Genomic DNA, 16,691 nt, shown 5'->3' on the forward strand with positions numbered 1-16,691 from the left:
CGGGATCCGGGTACCGGGTCCGAGCCCCGAGAGGGACGACGATGATGACTGACGTGGTGGAGTCCAGCGGCGGCCTGGCGCGGCACGACCGGAAGGCCGGCGGTGACCCGACCGGCGCCGCGGCGGCGCGGACCGGCACCGACGACTCGGTGGCGGCCGAGCGGATCGGTGAGATCCGGCGCCGGATCGACGAGATCGATCGGACGCTCATCGCGCTCTGGCAGGAACGGGCGGCGCTGTCCCAGGAGGTCGGCGCGACCCGGATGGCTGCCGGGGGCACCCGGCTGGTGCTCTCCCGCGAGCGGGAGATCCTGGAGCGGTTCCGTACCGAACTCGGCGCCGACGGCACTCAGCTCGCGCTTCTGCTGCTGCGCGCCGGCCGGGGCCCGCTGTGACCCGACCCGCGCCACAGACGACGAACCGCCTGCCGGCGTCGGGCTGACGTCGGCAGGCGGTCCGGTCTGGTTCAGGCCACCTCGTGGGTGACGACGATCTCCCGCTTCTCCGCGAAGTGGCAGGCGCTCGGGTGGTCCGAGCCCGGCCGGATCTCCAGCAGCGGCACCTCCTGGGCGCAGACGTCCTGCGCCTTCCAGCACCGGGTGCGGAACCGGCAGCCCGAGGGCGGGCTGACCGGCGAGGGGACGTCGCCCTGGAGCCGGATGATCGCCTTGCTCTCCCGCACGGTCGGGTCCGGCACCGGCACCGCCGACAGCAGCGCCTGGGTGTACGGGTGGGTCGGCCGCTCGTAGATCTCGTCCTCGGTGCCGACCTCCACCATCTTGCCCAGGTACATGACGGCGACCCGGTCCGACAGGTGGCGCACGACCGACAGGTCGTGGGCGATGAAGACGTACGACAGACCGAGCTCGGCCTGGAGCTTCTCCAGCAGGTTCATCACCTGGGCCTGGATGGACACGTCCAGGGCCGACACCGGCTCGTCGCAGACGATCACCTCGGGCCGCAGCGCCAGCGCCCGGGCGATGCCGATGCGCTGCCGCTGACCGCCGGAGAACTGGTGCGGGTACCGGTTGATGTGCTCCGGGTTGAGGCCGACCAGGTCGAGCAGTTCCTTGACCTTGCCGCGTCGGCTGCCGCGCGGAGCCACCTCGGAGTGGATCTCGAACGGCTCGCCGATCAGGTCACCGACAGTCATCCGGGGGTTCAGCGAGGTGTACGGGTCCTGCATCACCAGCTGGATCTGCCGGCGCAGCCGCCGCAGCGCGCCACCGGAGAGCTTGGAGATGTCCTGGCCCTTGTAGAGCACCTGGCCGGCGGTCGGCTTCTCCAGGTTCATCAGCACCCGGGCGAGCGTCGACTTGCCGCAGCCGGACTCGCCGACCACGCCGAGCGTCTCGCCGGCCTTCAGGTCGAAGGAGACGCCGTCGACCGCCTTGACGTGACCGATGGTCTTCTTGAACACCACACCCTGGGTCACGGGGTAGTGCTTGACCAGGTCACGAACCTCGATGATGTTCTCAGTCACGGTTCACGAGCTCCTCGGCGAAGTGGCAGGCGCTGGCCCGGCCGTGGCCCAGTTGCAGCAGCGGCGGAACCTTCTCCCGGCACACCGGCTGCGCCATCGGGCAGCGCGGGTTGAAGGCGCAGCCCGGCGGGATGTTCATCAGGTTCGGCGGGAGCCCCTTGATGGTCCGGAGCTCCTGCCCCTTCTCGTCCATCCGCGGGATCGAGTTGAGCAGGCCGAGCGTGTACGGGTGCGCCGGCTTGGCGTACAGCTCGTAGACGTCGGCTTCCTCGACGATCCGGCCGGCGTACATGACCGCGATCCGGTCCGCGACGTCGGCGACCACGCCGAGGTCGTGGGTGATCAGGATCATGCCCATCTGCCGTTCCCGCTGGATTTCGCCGAGCAGGTCCATGATCTGGGCCTGCACGGTCACGTCCAGCGCGGTGGTCGGCTCGTCGGCGATCAGCACCTCCGGGTCGAGCGCGATCGACATCGCGATCATGGCGCGCTGCCGCATACCGCCGGAGAACTGGTGCGGGTAGTTGCTGAACCGACCCTTGGCGTTGGGGATCTTCACCTGGTCGAGCATCTCGATCGCGCGCTTCTTGGCGTCCGAGCGGCTGAGGCCGCGCCGGATGCGGAACTGCTCGGCGATCTGGAAGCCGACGGTGAAAACCGGGTTGAGGGCCGAGAGCGAGTCCTGGAAGATCATGGCGATGCCCTCGCCACGGATCCGTCGCCGCTGCTCGGCGGACTGCTTGAGCATGTCCTTGCCGTGGAAGCGGACCTCGCCACCGGTGACGAACCCGGGCGGGGTGTCCAGGATGCCCATGACCGTCTGCGCGGTGACGCTCTTCCCGGAGCCGGACTCGCCGAGCACGGCGAGGGTCTCCCCCGCGTCGACGTGGTACGTCACACCGTTGATGACCTTGGCGACGCCGTCCCGGGTGCGGAACTCGACCCGCAGGTCGTCGACCTCGAGCAGGCGGCCCGAGGGGCGGCCGGATCCGTCGGCGCCGGCCGCGGACTGCTCGGACACGAGAATGTCGGACAACTCAGTTCCCCTATCGGAGCTTCGGGTCGAGGGCCTCGCGGACCGCCTCGCCGAGCATCACGAAGCTCAGCACGGCGGTGACGAGGAACGCGGAGGGGAAGAACAGCAGGAACGGCGAGACCCGGATGTAGTTCTGCGCCTCGCTGATCATGATGCCCCAGGAGACCACCGGGCTCTTCAGGCCGATGCCCAGGAAGGAGAGCGTGGCCTCCGCGCCGATGAACGAACCCACCATGATCGTGCCGTAGACCAGCAGCGGCGCCAGGCAGTTGGGCAGCAGGTGCTTCAGGATGATCCGGCCGGTGCCGGCACCCAGCGCGCGGGCCGCGACGATGTAGTCGGCCTCCTTGGTGGCGAGCACCGAGGAGCGCATCAGCCGCATCACCACGGGCCAGCTCAGCACGCTCAGGGACAGGATGACCAGCCCCATGATCGTCCACTCGCCGTTGTCGGTGCCCGAGCCGTTGAACGTGGTCAGGATGACGATCGAGCCGAGCACGAAGGGCAGGCCGAAGAAGATGTCCGCGACCCGGGACAGCACCGCGTCCACCCAGCCGCCGCGGTAGCCGGCGATGATGCCCATCGCGCCGCCGAACAGCAGCGTGAGGATGGTGGACACCAGGGCCACCACGATCGACGCGCGGGCGCCGTAGATGACCCGGGAGTAGACGTCGCGGCCCTGCACGTCGTAGCCGAACCAGGCGGACGACGACGGCTCGACCCGGCTGCGCTCCAGCGCGCCGTTGACCGCGTCGCCGGAGGTGAACAGCGACGGGAACGCGGCCATCACGATGAAGAGCAGGATGAACGCGGCGGAGATCCAGAACAGCGGCTTGCGACGGAGGTCGAGCCAGGCGTCGCCGAGCAGGCCACGCGGCTTCTGCTGCTTGGCGCTCTCCGGCAGGCCGGCGTTGGTGGGCGCGCCGGACCCGGCCTCGGTGGGCATGGTCGCGGGCGGCGTCGACACGATCGACGCGGTACTCGGGTCACTCATGCCCGCACCTCGCTGCGCTCGGCGCGGGCGTGGTTGCCCGCGCAGACTGCTGGGACGATTCGTTCGCTGCGGCGCTCGTCACTCATAGCGGATCCTCGGGTCGAGGGCGGCGTAGAGCAGGTCCACCAGCAGGTTCATCACGAGGTAGACGACCACCAGCACCACCACGATGCCGACAACGGTAGCGCTCTCCTTGGTGACGATCGAGCGGAGCACCTGCCGGCCGATGCCGTTGATGCCGAAGATGCCCTCGGTCACGATCGCGCCACCCATCAGCGCACCGAGGTCGGTGCCGAGCAGCGTGACCACCGGGATGAGCGAGTTGCGGAGCAGGTGCACGCCGACCACCCGGCGCATCGGGAGGCCCTTGGCGATCGCGGTACGCACGTAGTCGGCCCGCCGGTTCTCGGCGATGCTCGTGCGCGCCACCCGGGCGATGTACGCCATCGAGGCGCTGCCGAGCACGAAGCCGGGCACGATCAGCTCGCTGAACCGCATCTCGTTGGAGACGGTCGGGTTGATGATGCCCCACTTGACGCCGAGCACCCACTGCAGCACGAAGCCGATGACGAAGACCGGCAGGGCGATCAGGAACAGGGTGGAGACCAGGACCAGGTTGTCCAGGAAGCCGTTGCGTCGCAGACCGGTCAGGATGCCCGCGCCGAGACCGATCACGGCCTCGATGGCGAGGGCGACCACCGCCAGCTTCAGGGTGTTCGGGTACGACGTGGCGATGATGTCGCTGATCTCGCGACCGCCGAACGTGATACCGAAGTCACCCTGGAACAGGTTCTTCATGTAGCTGGCGTACTGCACCCAGATCGAGTCGTCGAGATGGTACTTCTCGGTCATCATGGCCCGGTAGTTCGGCGGGCAACCGCGGTCGCCGCACTTGCCGGCGAAGGGGTCACCGGGCACCGACCAGACGAGCCAGTAGATCAGGAACGTCGTACCGATGAACACCGGCACGAGTTGCAGCAGCCGTCTCAAGAGATAACGGCCCATGGGGTGGTCCTCCAGACAGGGAGCGCCGGGCACCCGACGCGGTGACGACAACGTGCGAGGGGTTTGTTGTACACCCCCTCGCGGAACGGCCCCGGGCCGGGCTCACCGGTAGGCGAGCCCGACCCGGGGTCAGACCGTTCGGATCAGAGTTCGACCGAGGTGATGTCGAGCTCGCCGACGTTGGTCAGCTCCAGCTTCTTGATCTTCTCCGAGTGGCCGGACTGCTCGCCGCTGAAGTAGATCGGGATCGTCGGGACGTCCTGGTCGATCAGCTTGACGGCCTCGGCGAACTTCTTGTGGGCCTCCTCGATGCTGGGGGCCGCGGAGGCCTCCTTGGCGAGGGCGTCCACCTGCGGGTTGCTGTACTTGCCGTCGTTCGAGGAACCGCCGGTCACGTAGAGCGGGTTGATCCAGTTCTCGACGTCCGGGTAGTCCTGCTGCCAGCCGGCGCGGTACATGCCGGTCATCTTGTAGTTGTTGATGTTGGCACGGAAGACCGCGAAGGTCGGCACGCCGACGGCGACCGCGTCGATGCCCAGGTTGGTCTTGATCTGCTGGGCGACCGCCTCCATCCACTCCTTGTGGCTGGCGTCCGCGTTGTACGACAGGGTCAGCTTGCCCTGGAAGCCACCGGCCTCCTGGAGGAGCTGCTTGGCCTGGGCCACGTCGAACTTGCAGGCGGTGCAGTTGCCCGGCTCGGCACCCGGGGTCAGCGGGTTGGCCCAGCTGTCGGCCGGCTTGCGGTTACCGAAGAAGATCTTGTCGGTGATCGCCTGCCGGTCGATGGACAGCGAGATCGCCTTGCGCAGCTTCGGGTTGGTGAAGCGCTTGTCGTAGATCGGGAAGGCGATGATGCCGGTCGACGGAACGGTCGTCTGGATCGCCCGCTCGCCCAGGTCGGTCTTCCACTTGTCGCCGGCCAGCGACGAGACCGGAACCTGCTGCTGGAAGTCCAGGTTGTTGGCGAGCAGGTCGTTGTAGGCCGCCGTGTCGTCCTGGTAGATCTTGACGGTGACGTCCTTGATCTTCATCTTGTCGCGCAGGCTGTAGTCGTCGAAACGAGTCAGCTTGATCTCGACGTCGTCCTGCCAGGAGACGAGCTTGACCGGGCCGTTACCGATCGGCTTCTTGCCGAACTCCGCCGGGGTGGTGGCGAAGAACGCGTCCGGCAGCGGCATGAAGGCGCTGTAGCCGAGCTTCACCGGGAACACGGCGGTCGGCGCGGAGAGCGTGACCTCGAAGTTCCAGTCGTCGACGACCTTCAGGCCGGACATCTCCTTGGCCTTCGGCTCCGGGGCCTTCTTCGGGCCGTCCGGGCCGTCCGGGTCCTCGGTGTAGACGTCGCCGAAGCCCTGGATGTCGGAGAAGAACGAGGCGTTCTGCGCGCCGTTCGGCCCGTACGCCGCCCAGTTCCAGGCCTTGACGAAGCTCTCGGCCTTGACCGTGCTGCCGTCGTGGAACTTGGTGTTCTGCTTGATCTTGATCTTGAAGACCTTGGAGTCGCTCGTGTCGATCGACTCGGCAAGCAGGTTCTGCGGCGCCCCACCGTTGTTGGGGTACTCGACCAGGCCGCTCCACACCCAGTCGATGATCTTGCCGCCACCGGTCTCGGTGGTGTTCGAGGGAACCAGCGGGTTCTCCGGCTGGGTGCCGTCGATGACGATGGCGCCGTCCTTGCTCGCGCCGGTGTCGCCACCGTCGTTGTTCCCGCTGGAGCAGCCGGACGCGACGAGCGCGAATGCCGCGCCCACCGCGAGCGCGCCGCTCGCCCGCTTCGAGACTCTCATTGCGAGGGGCCTCCTCTTTCTAACCTGGTTCCGTCGTGGGTTTCACGCACGTGTGGGGGGTGACACCGCCGACGACCCGAACCACAGGCCGCCGGTTTACCGCAGAGGAAATCGGGACACCCCTGGGGTACCGATCCGCCGGGCGCCACACCCTTCGACGAGGACATCACGCAGGATCGACAACCACGGGGCGGCGCGGTTGCGGCGTTCCGTGGTCGGCGGGCCCGACGAGATGCCTCACACCGGGGGGTGAGGTGCTGCCACTGTGACACCCACCGGCCCTTTCCGTGAAGGTGCCGTTATCAAGCCGTTAGTTGCCCGCCACGTCGCCGATACTTGAGAAAAGATCACAAATGGCGCGGATCACACGCCTCTGACCAGGCACGACATGCCCACCTCGATCCAGACCACCCCGAACCTCCGGCGCACGGGCAGGCCGCGGCCCGCTGCGGAACACCCGAGCGAGCGCCGGGTACGCGCAGTTTTTACCCGTACGGCTGAGGTCCTCGTCGACTGTGCGGGCACCCCCGCCGACCAGGTGGACGAGGCTGCCGGCGATCAGACCAGCCGACGGTCGGCGGCCCAGCGGGACAGCTCGTAGCGGTTCGACATCTGGAGCTTGCGCAACACGTTGGAGACGTGCGTCTCCACCGTCTTGATCGAGATGAACAGCTCCTTGGCGATCTCCTTGTACGCGTACCCCCGGGCGAGCAGCCGCAGCACCTCGCGCTCCCGGTTGGTGAGCTGATCCAGCTCGGGATCGGCGACCGGCGCGTCCGGCCGGGAGGCGAACGCGTCCAGCACGAACCCGGCCAGCCGCGGACTGAACACCGCGTCGCCGTCGGCCACCCGGCGGATCGCGTCGGTCAGTTCCTCGGGCGAGATGGTCTTCGTCACGTACCCCCGGGCGCCCGCCCGGATCAGCCCGATCACGTCCTCGGCCGCGTCGGAGACGCTCAGCGCCAGGAACCTCACCTGCGGGTGGGTACGCCGCATCGCCTCCAGCACCGCGCGGCCACCCCCGTCCGGCATGTGCACGTCCAGCAGCACCACGTCCGGCTGGGTGACCGCGATCCGGGCCACCGCCTCCGCCACCGAACTGGCCTCGCCCACGACCTCGACCCGGGTGCCCAGCTCGGCGCGGACGCCGGCCCGGAACATGGCGTGGTCGTCGACGAGGAACACCCGCAGCGGCCCTCGCGGCGCCGCGCCCTCGACCGGTTCCTGCTCGGACATGGTCACCTGTCCCTTTCCGCCGTGGAGCCGGCACCGGAGCCGGAGCCGCTGATCGGCAGGATCAGCCGGACCTCCGTCCCCTCCCCCGGCTCGGACCGGATCTCCGCCCGGCCGCCGTGCCGCTGCATCCGGCCGATGATCGAACCCCGGACGCCGTGCCGGTGATTCTCCACCGTATCCGGGTCGAAGCCCTTGCCCCGGTCCCGCACGAACGCGCTGACCTGCTCCGGCTCCACCTCGGCGTAGAGCGACACGGTCTGCACCCCGGCGTGCCGGGCCGCGTTGACGAGCGCCTCCCGGGTGGCCGCGACGAGCGCGCCGACCCGCTCGTCGGTCTCCCGGTCGCCGACCACCACCGCCTCGACCGTGATCGCGAACGTGTCCTCCACCTCGGCTGCGGCCTGCTCCAGCGCGGCCGCGAAGCGCTCGGTCGGCGAGGCGGCCGGCTTGTAGAGCCAGTTGCGCAGTGAGCGTTCCTGCCCCCGGGCCAGCCGCTGCACGGTCTTGACGTCGCCGGCGTTGCGCTGGATCAGGGCGAGCGTGTGCAGCACCTGGTCGTGCACCATGGCAGCGAGTTCGGCGCGCTCCTGCTCGCGGATCCGCCCCTCCCGCTCCGACCGGAGCTGGTTCCAGGTGCGCCACAGCACCGGGCCGGTGACCACGCCCACGCCGGCCAGCCCGACCAGCGCGAAGATGACGCCGTTGAGCACCGCGTCGAAGTTCTGCGCCGGGGAGTAGACGGCGGCCACGCCGATGATGCCGACCGCGACGAGCACGCCGCCGCCGATGAAGCGGAGCACGAACGCCCGCCGGTCGCTCTCCTCCACCACCGCGCCCAGCCAGGGCACCGCCGAGTCGCCCCACTGCCGGCGACGTTCCGGGCCGGACTGGTGCCAGATGACCCCGGCGCCGACCGCGATGATCGCGACCAGCCAGCCGGCGGTGCCGGCCGCCCCGACCGAGTCGAACGCGACCACCTGGAGCAGCAGCACGCCCAACCCGATCACCACGAACGGCAGCAGCTGGGCGAGGTCGCGGCGGGGCGGCACGGCGGTGTCGCCGGGCCGGGGCGGGACCACCGCCCAGAACGCGGCGTAGAGCAGCAGCCCGAGCCCGCTGAGCCCGAGCAGCACCATGAACGCCACCCGGACCCGGAGCACCGGGATGCCCAGGTGCTCGGCGATGCCGGCGGCCACCCCGGCCGCCAACCGGTGCTCGGTGGCCCGGTAGAGGCGCGGGGGATGCGGCGTGACGGTGCTGCTGATCTTCGGACTCCCGGTTCGGCGCGAGGTGCCGGCGGCGGCCGACGACCCGATCGTCACACGATCGGAACGCCCCGGACCACGGGGACGCCCCGGACATTCCCCGCCGGAGGATCTCAGGGTGGGGTCAGGGTCGGTTCCGGAGGTCGTCCGGGCGGCCGGGGCAGCACTATCGGAGGCATGACCGAGGACGCTGCCCGTCCGCCCCGCCCCTGGGCGGCAGCACAGGACGATCCACCGCCGCCCCCGCCGGGGCCGGCCCCCACCGACGACGACAGGCCCCCGCCGCCCGGCGGCGGCGCGCCGTTCGCCGATCCACCCCCCGGCGGGTACGCCCCACCGCCCGGCGCCGCCGGCTTCACCACCCGGTACGGGCTGGTCCGCCCTCGGGAGGGCCGCTACCTGGCCGGGGTGTGCGCCGCCATCGGCCGGGCCACCAACACCGACCCGGTGCTGTGGCGCGTCCTGCTGGCCGTGCTCGGCTTCTTCGGCGGCATCGGCATCCTGGTCTACGTCGCCGCGTGGCTGATCATCCCCGGGGAGGGCGACACCGCCTCACCCGTGGAGTCGATGCTCGGCCGGGGCCGCTCCAGCATGTCCCCGGTCACCGTCATCGTGCTCGGCATCGTGGTCGCGGTCGGCTTCGCGTACGTCGTCACCGACGGCTTCCGGGCCATCCTGCTCGGGGCCGTGATCCTGATCGGCGGCGCGCTGATGCTCAATCGCGACCAGCGCGGGCCCGCGCCCCGGGCCGGCGCGTACCCCGGTCCGGTGCCGCCGTCCGGCGGGCCGTTCCCCGCGCCACCCGCTGCCTCCTGGGCCGGTCCGCCCGCCGGATCCGGGCCGCCGCCGCCCGTCCCGCCGTGGCCGGCCGGACCCGCCGGGTACGCGCCGCCGGCCGGAGCCGGCGCCGCGTCCCGGACCGACGAACCGGTCGAGGTCACGCCGGGTTGGCCGGCCGGCCCGCCCGGGGCCGGCTCCCCACCGGCCGCCCGGCCCGCAGCCGGCGACCCGGTCAGCGCGTCCGCCCGGACCGAGCCGGGCCACCCCGCCGCACCGCACGCGGACGCCGAGCCCGGCTACCCGCCCGTCCACGCCGAACCCGGCTACCCGGCTGCCCCGTTCTCCGGCTACCCGGCCACGCCGCCCGGTCACGCCCGACCCGGATACCCGCCCGCACCGGCCACCGGGGCCGGGGCCGGCTACCCGACCGCGCCGCTGCCCGCCCCGGGTTGGCCCGCCGCGGCCGGCACCCGACCGGTCCGGTCCGAGCCGGTGACCGCCACGTTGCCCACGGTGACGTCACCGGCCGGTGACACCGGCACCGGCGCGGCCCCGAGCTGGCCCGCCGCACCGACCACCGGCGCGCCGCTCGGCGGGCCGACCGCCGTGCCCCCGCCCGCCCCGATGGGCGCGCCGCTGCCGCCGGGCGGCTACCGTCCGCCGTTCGCCCCGCACGGCCCGTACGCCGGGTCGCCCCCCGCCCCGGCGCCGGTCCGACCGCCCCGCCCGCCGAAGCGGCCGAAGGAACGCTCCCCGCTCGGTGCGATCACGTTCTCGCTGATCTTCCTGGCGCTGGGCCTGGTGGCGATGCTCGACCTGCTCGGCGTGTTCCCGGTCGGCGCGGCCGGCTACTTCGCCGCGGCGCTGGCCACCATCGGCCTGGGGCTGCTCGTGGGCACCTGGTTCGGCCGCGCCCGCTGGCTGATCGCTCTCGGTCTGGTGACGGCGGCGGCGCTCGGCGTCGCCACCGTCGCCGAGTCCTACGACCGGGTGCGCGGCATCGACGGCAACGTCACCTGGGCCCCGACCGACCGCCGCGACCTGGCCGACCGGTACGAGAACAACCTCGGTGACGCGGTGCTCGACCTGCGGGCCATCGACTTCGACAAGCAGGACATCCAGGTGACCGTGGACGTGAACCTCGGCAACGCGACGGTGGTCGTGCCGGCGAACGTGGACGTGACCACGGTGGCCGACGTGAACGCCGGTGACGCCACCGTCTTCGGCCGGCACACCGGCGGGCTCAGCGGTCGCCGCTGGGAGAGCACCGACGCCGGCGCGGACGGCCCCGGCGGGGGCAAGCTGCGTCTCTACGTCCACGTGAACGCCGGCAATCTGGAGGTGACCCGGTGAAGGCCCACCGTACGGACATCGTGTCGTTCGCCTTCGGACTTGTCTTCCTCGGGCTCGCCCTCTGGTGGCTGCTGGCCCGGATCCTCGGGCTGGACGTGCCCCCGGTGGGCTGGTTCCTGGCCGGCGGGCTGGTCGTGATCGGGTTGCTCGGCCTGGTCGGCGCGCTGCGCTCGGTCCGCGGCCCGGACCGGCCGGCGGCACCGGCTCAGCCCGACCGGTACGGGCAGCCGGGCGGGGCGGAGACGACGGTGGCCGCGCCGTACCGGGACGGCACCCCGGCCGGCGACGGCCCGGCTGCCGAGCGGGCCGACGAGTGGGCCACCGACGCGGTGACCGAGGTGCCGGCGCCGGCCCGGGAGGACCTGCCGGCCGAACACGGGCCGGGCCGGTCAGCGGCCGGACCGGCGACCGGGGAACCGACCACCGCCGAACCGGAGAACCGGTCCGGGCCGGCCACCCGCGAGCTGCCCGCGGTCGACCCGGGGGCCGTCGCGCCACCGGCCGGACGGCGTACCCCCGGGGAGCCGCCGGCCTGACCGCGCCGGTGCGGCGGCCCGCGGGCGCGGCCTATGCTGGGTCGAGGGAGACCTCCCCTCCGCCGTCCGGTCCGGGCCGCCCCGACCACGCCCGACGCTCCCGTTCCGCCCCGGCCGGCCGGCCGGCCGGCCGGTCGCGTCGCCGCAGCGGCCCCCGTCCGTCCCTACCGCGTCAGGAGCTCGTCCGACATGACCCAGTCCCCCGCCGTGCGTGTCACCGGTCCGTCCGGTGCGGTCCGCCTCGGCGAGCGCGCCGCCCGCACGCTCGTCAGCGAGTTCGCCCGGCGTAACGACCCGAAGACCGGACTGCTGGTCGGCGCGACCCCGGAGTCCGCGGTGCTGGCCGCGGCGATCGAGGCGCTGCTCCCGGGCGACCGGCTGGTCGTGGTGCCGGCGGAGGGCGCCGCGGCGACGGCGCTCCGCGAGCACGTGACGGCCCAGGGCCGCTGGGTCGCCGACCGGGTACGCGTGGTCGACACGCTCACCGAGGCGGAGGCCGCCGCGGTGGTGTTCGTCGCCGAGCCGTTCACCGGCACCGCCGAGGAGGCCCGTGCCGCGGTGGACGGCCTGTCCAAGTACCTGGCCGACGGCGCGGTGCTCAGCGTCGCCGCGCCGCTGTTCCGCACCGAGGGCGCCGGCCCCGAGCTGGAGCGGCAGGGCGTGCTGCACGGTGTCCGCACCGACGTGGTGCTGCGCAACTCCCCGCCGGTCCGCGTGCACCACCTGCGCCTCACCCCGGCGCCGGCCGCGCTGGCGGCCTCGCTGTCGCCGGCGTACCGGCCGTCGAGCGTGCCGGTGACCCGGCAGATGCACATCGACTCCAACGGGGTGGCCGCCGCCGGCATCACGCTCGGCCTGGCCGCCCTGGCCCGGGCCGCCCGGCCGAAGTCCAAGCTCTGGCTGGTGCCGGCGTTGGCCGCGGCGCCGGTGGCCGCGTTCTTCCGGGACCCGCAGCGGGACGTCCCGGAGGACCCGTCGGCCGTGGTCGCCTCCGCGGACGGCCAGGTCCTGTCCGTGCAACGGCTCACCGACGAGCGCTTCGGCGACGGCGAGTGGCTGCGGGTCGCGGTCTTCCTGTCGGTGCTGGACGTGCACGTCAACCGGGCTCCGGTGGCCGGCAAGGTGGTCGACTACTTCGTCGCCGACGGCGGGTTCGTCAACGCCATGAAGCCGGACGCCGAGCACAACGTGGCGGCGTACACGGTGTTGGACACCGACCACGGCACGGTGATCGTGGCGCAGCGCACCGGCCTGATCGCGCGCCGTATCGTGCAGCGGGCACCGGTCGGCTCGCTGCTGGCGAAGGGCGAGCGCTTCGGTCTGATCCGGTTCGGCTCACGCACCGACGTCTACCTGCCGGTCGACGCCGCGGACCCGCTGGTCGGCCCCGGCGACAAGGTGATCGGCGGGTCGACGGTCATCGCCCGCTGGCGCTGACCCGCCCGCGACGTACGAAAAGGGGCGCCGCTCTCGCGAGCGGCGCCCCTTTCGGCGTTAGGTGACGCGTGTCAGGCGGCGCGGCGCTGGTGCAGCCAGAGCAGCGGGCCGCTGGCCAGGTAACCCACCACCACGAGGGCGAAGGTGAGCCGGATGTCGACGAGCGCGCCGACCACCGGGGCCACCCAGAGCCACGGCGGCAGCTTCAGCAGCCGGGCGAGCTTGGCGTAGGGGAAGCTGGACACCATCGCGAAGGCGAGCAGCGCCACGCCGGCGACCATGACCAGGCCGGGGACCGGCACGCCGATCGCCACGGTCAGGGCGAGCACCATCGCCGCCATCGTGGTCGGCACGCCGCAGAAGAACCGGCCGTCCTTCGGCGAGACGTTGAACCGGGCGAGCCGGATGGCCGCGCACGCCGCGACCAGGGCGCAGGCGACCGCGGCGGCGGCCGGCGGCACCGAGCCGGCCAGTGAGGCGTAGACCACCACCGGCGCGGCGAGGCCGAACGAGCACATGTCGGCAAGCGAGTCCATCTGCGCGCCGAACGGGCTGGCCACGCCGAGCTTGCGGGCCAGGGCGCCGTCGAGGCCGTCGAACGCGACACACGCGATCAGGCAGACCGCGGCGAGCCGCACCTCGCCCTGCATGGCCAGGAAGATGGCCAGCATGCCGAGCATGAGGCTGCTCAGGGTGCACGCGTTGACCAGCGCGAACTTGGCGCGCCGGGCGGCGGTGCGCTCGCCGGGCAGCAGCGGGATCGACATGGCCGGGGACTCGTCGACCGGCGCGGCCGGGACGAGCGCCGGGCTGATCGGGCGTACCGCTTCGACGTCGGCGTCGAACCGGCCGTAGCGGAGACGCTGGCGGTCGGCGTAGCGGCGGTCGCGGGTGACCAGGTCGGTCCCGGGGCCGGCCAGGCCGTCCCGGCGGCCCACCCGGACCAACAGCACCTGGCGGGCGAACGTGCTGCTGCGGCGCAACCGGCCCGCCCAGCGACGCCCTGCGGGGCGCGGACTGTCAGTAGTACGACGCCGGCGCCATGGGGCTCTCGGCACGTTTCCTCCATCACCGGATCGGCTGGCCGCCCACGTCGGGGCGGGTGTCCGGCTGTCTCGTGCCGGACCTTTCGGGCCCGGCAGCCCATTTGCGGAGTACACCATTGCACAGGGGACGGGGGCTTGGCGATAGCTGCCGGCGGTACTTATATCTGCCTCAACCGCACTAACCGCTCAGTTATTCCCATCTCGGGCCGCAACGCCCTTTTCTCTCCGTCATCCCTCTTCCTGACTGTACCGGAGGTGGCCCAGGGCGGCTCGGTGAGCGGTTCAGCTCACTCCGCGCCGGGTGGCCCGGACCGCCACCTCGGTCATCGACAGACCGGCCACCTGCGGTCGGGTGAACCAGGCGGCCCGGGCGGTGGAACCGCCGGCCAGTTCGGTCACCACCGCCTCGGTCGGCGCGTCCACCCGGACCCGGTAGATCACCCGGATGCCGTGCCAGTCCAGCGGGCGGCCCTCCGGGCCGAGCGCGGCGGGCGTGTGCAGGTTGTCCACCGCCAGCAACTCGACCACGCGGCCCAGTTGCCCGGCCTCCTCGACCAGCTCGCGGAGCAGCCCGGCGGCCGGCTGCTCGCCGTGGTCGGTGCCGCCGCCGGGCAGGTGCCATTTGCCGGCGCCCGGATAGCCGGGGGCGATCATGGTGAGCAGCACCCGGTCGTCCGGGTCGGTGACCAGCCCGTACGCGGCGAAACGCTGCCGGCGGTCGGTGGCCGGCGCGGCCGGCAGCGCCCGGGGCAGGTCGGCCGGCAGCGGCGACACGGGCAGGCCGAGCAGTTCGGCGGTGAACGGCATCAGCAGCCGGCCGGCGGCCTCGTCCGGGGTGAACCAGCCCAGCTCGTCGCTGCCGCCGGCCGGCTCGGGCCGCGGCCGTCCGCCCCGGGCCTCGACCTCGAAGACCAGCCGGTCGGTGTGCACCGCCACCGCGTCGGCCTGGGAGAGGGCCACGTCGGCGACCGCAGCGCGGACCGTGCCGACCGCCACGGTCAGCCCGGTCTCCGCGGCGAACCCGCGCACCACGGCGTCGGCCGGGTGCTCGGCGTGCGCGACCGCACCGCCGGGCAACTGCCACACCCCCGGGTACGGGCCCCCGGCCGCACCCCGCGCGAGCAGCACCCGCCCCGCCGCGTCCCGGAGAACCCCGTAGGCCCCCACCCGCCGCCACCGCTCCACCCCGCACCCTCCCCGACCCGTTCCAGCGTCGATCATGAGGTTAGCGGCCCCGGGACGGACATTTCGTCCCGGCAACCTCATGATCATCGACGCGGGAGGGCGGTGGGCGGGGTGGGGTCAGATGAGGTGGGCGGCCTGGACGGCCTCGGCGGTGACCTCGGTGAGGCGGTCGGTGGGGAGAGCGCCGAGTTCCTCGCGCCGGAACCAGCGGGCCTCGCACGTGGAGCCGCCGACGTCCGCCACGGTGGGCGGGGCGGGCTGGTCCACGACCACCCGGTAGAAGGCGCGGACGCCGTGCCAGTCGATCGGGTAGCCCTCCGGGCCGAGCGAGGCGGCGTCCCGGTGGCTGGCCACTCCGAGCAGCTCGACGAGGCGGCCGGTCTGCCCGGTCTCCTCGACCAACTCCCGGATCAGCGCCGCGGCGGGCTGCTCGCCGTAGTCGGTGCCGCCGCCGGGCAGATGCCAGCAGCCGGCGCCCGGATAGCCGTCGGAGACGCGGGTCAGCAGCACCCGCTCCTCCGGGTCGGTCACCACCGCGTACGCGGCGAAGCGCTGCGCCCGGTGCAGCCCGTCCGGGCCGGGGACGGCGTAGAACGAGGGGAACTCGGGGACCTCCTCCGGCACCACGTCGTGCGAGGAGGTGGGCAGCCCCAGGGCACGCGCGGTGAACGACCGCAGCGGCAGCCCGCGGGCCTCGTCGAGGGTGAACCAGCGGGCCAGGTCGGTGGGGCGGTCGACCCGCTCGGTGAGCGTCCCGCCCCGCACCGACACGGTGTAGAGCAGGCGGTCGGTGTGGATCGTGATGTGCCGCTCGGGCAACGCCCGCATGTCGGCCAGCACGTCCTGGAGGCCGGCGACGGCGACGGAGAGCCCGGTCTCGGCCGCGGTCTCCCGGACGACTGTGTGCTTGGGGTCCTCACCGTGGTCGACCGCCCCTCCGGGGAGCGACCAGGTGCCGGGGGTGCCGGAGCGCTCCGATGCGCGGACCAGCAACACTCGGCCGTTCGAATCAGCACAAACTGCGTATGCCGCGATCCTGCGCAGCGGCTCCAGCGAGGTGGTCACGGGAGCAAATTCTCCCCGGCGGCCGTTACCTCCATCGAAAAGAGTCAGATTCCTGACTCTCTGCTGGCGCCTCAGGGACAGGTCAGGGTAAGTGTCCGGGCGGTCACCGAGGTCGCCCGCCGTCCGCCGCGCAACCGTGGACACATGACCTCCACGAACCCCTTCCAGCCCCCGTACAAGCAGCTCCGCCGGCCGGTGAGCGACCGCATGGTCGCCGGTGTGGCCAGCGGCCTCGGCCGCTACTTCGCCGTCGACCCCACGCTGGTCCGGGTGGCCTTCGCGGTCGCCACCGTGCTCACCGGCGGGCTGGCCGCGCTCGCGTACCCGATCATGTGGTTCCTGATGCCGGAGGAGCCGGCCGGCGCGCCCGCCTGGCCGCACCCCCCGGGCACCGCGCCCGGCTGGCCGCCGGTCCCGCCGGCCGGGCCGGGCTCGCAGGCCGGGCCGGGCTCGCAGGCCGGGCCGCCGCCCGCCGCCTGACCC

15 protein-coding genes are annotated in these 16,691 nt (G+C 72.5%); 5 read left to right on the forward strand and 10 right to left on the reverse strand.

What is annotated here, in order from left to right:
- Positions 1 to 41: 41 nt before the first annotated feature.
- Entirely contained in the window at positions 42 to 395 is a 354-nt protein-coding gene (locus AB0B02_RS07435; RefSeq protein WP_281937976.1) for a chorismate mutase, read from the forward strand.
- Between the two features lie 71 nt (positions 396 to 466).
- Here AB0B02_RS07435 and AB0B02_RS07440 read toward each other — a convergent pair whose 3' ends face one another.
- From AB0B02_RS07440 to AB0B02_RS07470, 7 genes are all read right to left on the reverse strand, one after another.
- The gene (locus tag AB0B02_RS07440; RefSeq protein ID WP_357297847.1) at positions 467 to 1,483 is read right to left on the reverse strand and encodes a dipeptide ABC transporter ATP-binding protein; all 1,017 of its coding nucleotides are present in this window, start codon (positions 1,481 to 1,483) and stop codon (positions 467 to 469) included.
- Positions 1,476 to 2,504 carry an ABC transporter ATP-binding protein gene (locus tag AB0B02_RS07445; protein ID WP_281938601.1) on the reverse strand — a complete coding sequence of 343 codons (1,029 nt, stop codon included), beginning with the start codon at positions 2,502 to 2,504 and terminating at the stop codon, positions 1,476 to 1,478. The genes AB0B02_RS07440 and AB0B02_RS07445 overlap by 8 nt, the downstream gene beginning before the upstream one ends.
- Positions 2,505 to 2,529: 25 nt before the next feature.
- Positions 2,530 to 3,513 carry an ABC transporter permease gene (locus tag AB0B02_RS07450; protein WP_281937979.1) on the reverse strand — a complete coding sequence of 328 codons (984 nt, stop codon included), beginning with the start codon at positions 3,511 to 3,513 and terminating at the stop codon, positions 2,530 to 2,532.
- A 78-nt stretch (positions 3,514 to 3,591) separates the two neighbouring features.
- Entirely contained in the window at positions 3,592 to 4,518 is a 927-nt protein-coding gene (locus AB0B02_RS07455; protein WP_107158893.1) for an ABC transporter permease, read from the reverse strand.
- Between the two features lie 143 nt (positions 4,519 to 4,661).
- Complete coding sequence (locus tag AB0B02_RS07460; RefSeq protein WP_357297852.1) at positions 4,662 to 6,305, reverse strand: ABC transporter substrate-binding protein; 1,644 nt, start codon at positions 6,303 to 6,305, stop codon at positions 4,662 to 4,664.
- A 558-nt stretch (positions 6,306 to 6,863) separates the two neighbouring features.
- Positions 6,864 to 7,541 carry a response regulator transcription factor gene (locus AB0B02_RS07465; protein ID WP_107158888.1) on the reverse strand — a complete coding sequence of 226 codons (678 nt, stop codon included), beginning with the start codon at positions 7,539 to 7,541 and terminating at the stop codon, positions 6,864 to 6,866.
- Between the two features lie 2 nt (positions 7,542 to 7,543).
- Positions 7,544 to 8,806, reverse strand: coding sequence for an ATP-binding protein (locus tag AB0B02_RS07470; RefSeq protein WP_281938603.1), 1,263 nt, complete (start codon positions 8,804 to 8,806; stop codon positions 7,544 to 7,546).
- Positions 8,807 to 8,983: 177 nt separating this feature from the next.
- Here AB0B02_RS07470 and AB0B02_RS07475 point away from each other — a divergent pair, with 177 nt between their 5' ends.
- The 3 genes from AB0B02_RS07475 to AB0B02_RS07485 all read left to right on the forward strand — a co-directional run bounded on the left by AB0B02_RS07475 (position 8,984) and on the right by AB0B02_RS07485 (position 12,912).
- A complete protein-coding gene (locus tag AB0B02_RS07475) occupies positions 8,984 to 10,939 on the forward strand; it encodes a PspC domain-containing protein (RefSeq protein ID WP_357297856.1) in 1,956 nt (651 codons plus the stop codon).
- Positions 10,936 to 11,475, forward strand: a complete 540-nt coding sequence (locus AB0B02_RS07480) for a hypothetical protein (RefSeq protein WP_357298387.1) — start codon at positions 10,936 to 10,938, stop codon at positions 11,473 to 11,475. The genes AB0B02_RS07475 and AB0B02_RS07480 overlap by 4 nt, the downstream gene beginning before the upstream one ends.
- A gap of 189 nt (positions 11,476 to 11,664) precedes the next feature.
- On the forward strand, positions 11,665 to 12,912 hold the full coding sequence (locus AB0B02_RS07485; protein ID WP_357297859.1) for a phosphatidylserine decarboxylase: 1,248 nt from the start codon (positions 11,665 to 11,667) through the stop codon (positions 12,910 to 12,912).
- A 71-nt stretch (positions 12,913 to 12,983) separates the two neighbouring features.
- On the opposite strand, the gene AB0B02_RS07490 is transcribed toward AB0B02_RS07485, so the two are convergent.
- The 3 genes from AB0B02_RS07490 to AB0B02_RS07500 form a co-directional block, all read right to left on the reverse strand.
- Positions 12,984 to 13,895: a CDP-alcohol phosphatidyltransferase family protein gene (locus tag AB0B02_RS07490; protein ID WP_281937986.1), complete on the reverse strand. Its 912-nt coding sequence runs from the start codon at positions 13,893 to 13,895 to the stop codon at positions 12,984 to 12,986.
- A gap of 345 nt (positions 13,896 to 14,240) precedes the next feature.
- Positions 14,241 to 15,143 (reverse strand): NUDIX domain-containing protein, encoded by a 903-nt coding sequence (locus AB0B02_RS07495; protein ID WP_357297862.1) that lies wholly within the window; start codon positions 15,141 to 15,143, stop codon positions 14,241 to 14,243.
- Between the two features lie 117 nt (positions 15,144 to 15,260).
- Positions 15,261 to 16,208: an NUDIX hydrolase gene (locus AB0B02_RS07500; RefSeq protein WP_281937990.1), complete on the reverse strand. Its 948-nt coding sequence runs from the start codon at positions 16,206 to 16,208 to the stop codon at positions 15,261 to 15,263.
- A 144-nt stretch (positions 16,209 to 16,352) separates the two neighbouring features.
- Between AB0B02_RS07500 and AB0B02_RS07505 the strand changes: the two genes are divergently transcribed.
- The gene (locus AB0B02_RS07505) at positions 16,353 to 16,688 is read left to right on the forward strand and encodes a PspC domain-containing protein (protein ID WP_357297866.1); all 336 of its coding nucleotides are present in this window, start codon (positions 16,353 to 16,355) and stop codon (positions 16,686 to 16,688) included.
- The last annotated feature ends 3 nt before the right edge of the window (positions 16,689 to 16,691 follow it).

Origin of the sequence: Micromonospora sp. NPDC049240, from assembly GCF_040647835.1 — a bacterium.
Taxonomy (GTDB): Bacteria; Actinomycetota; Actinomycetes; order Mycobacteriales; family Micromonosporaceae; genus Micromonospora.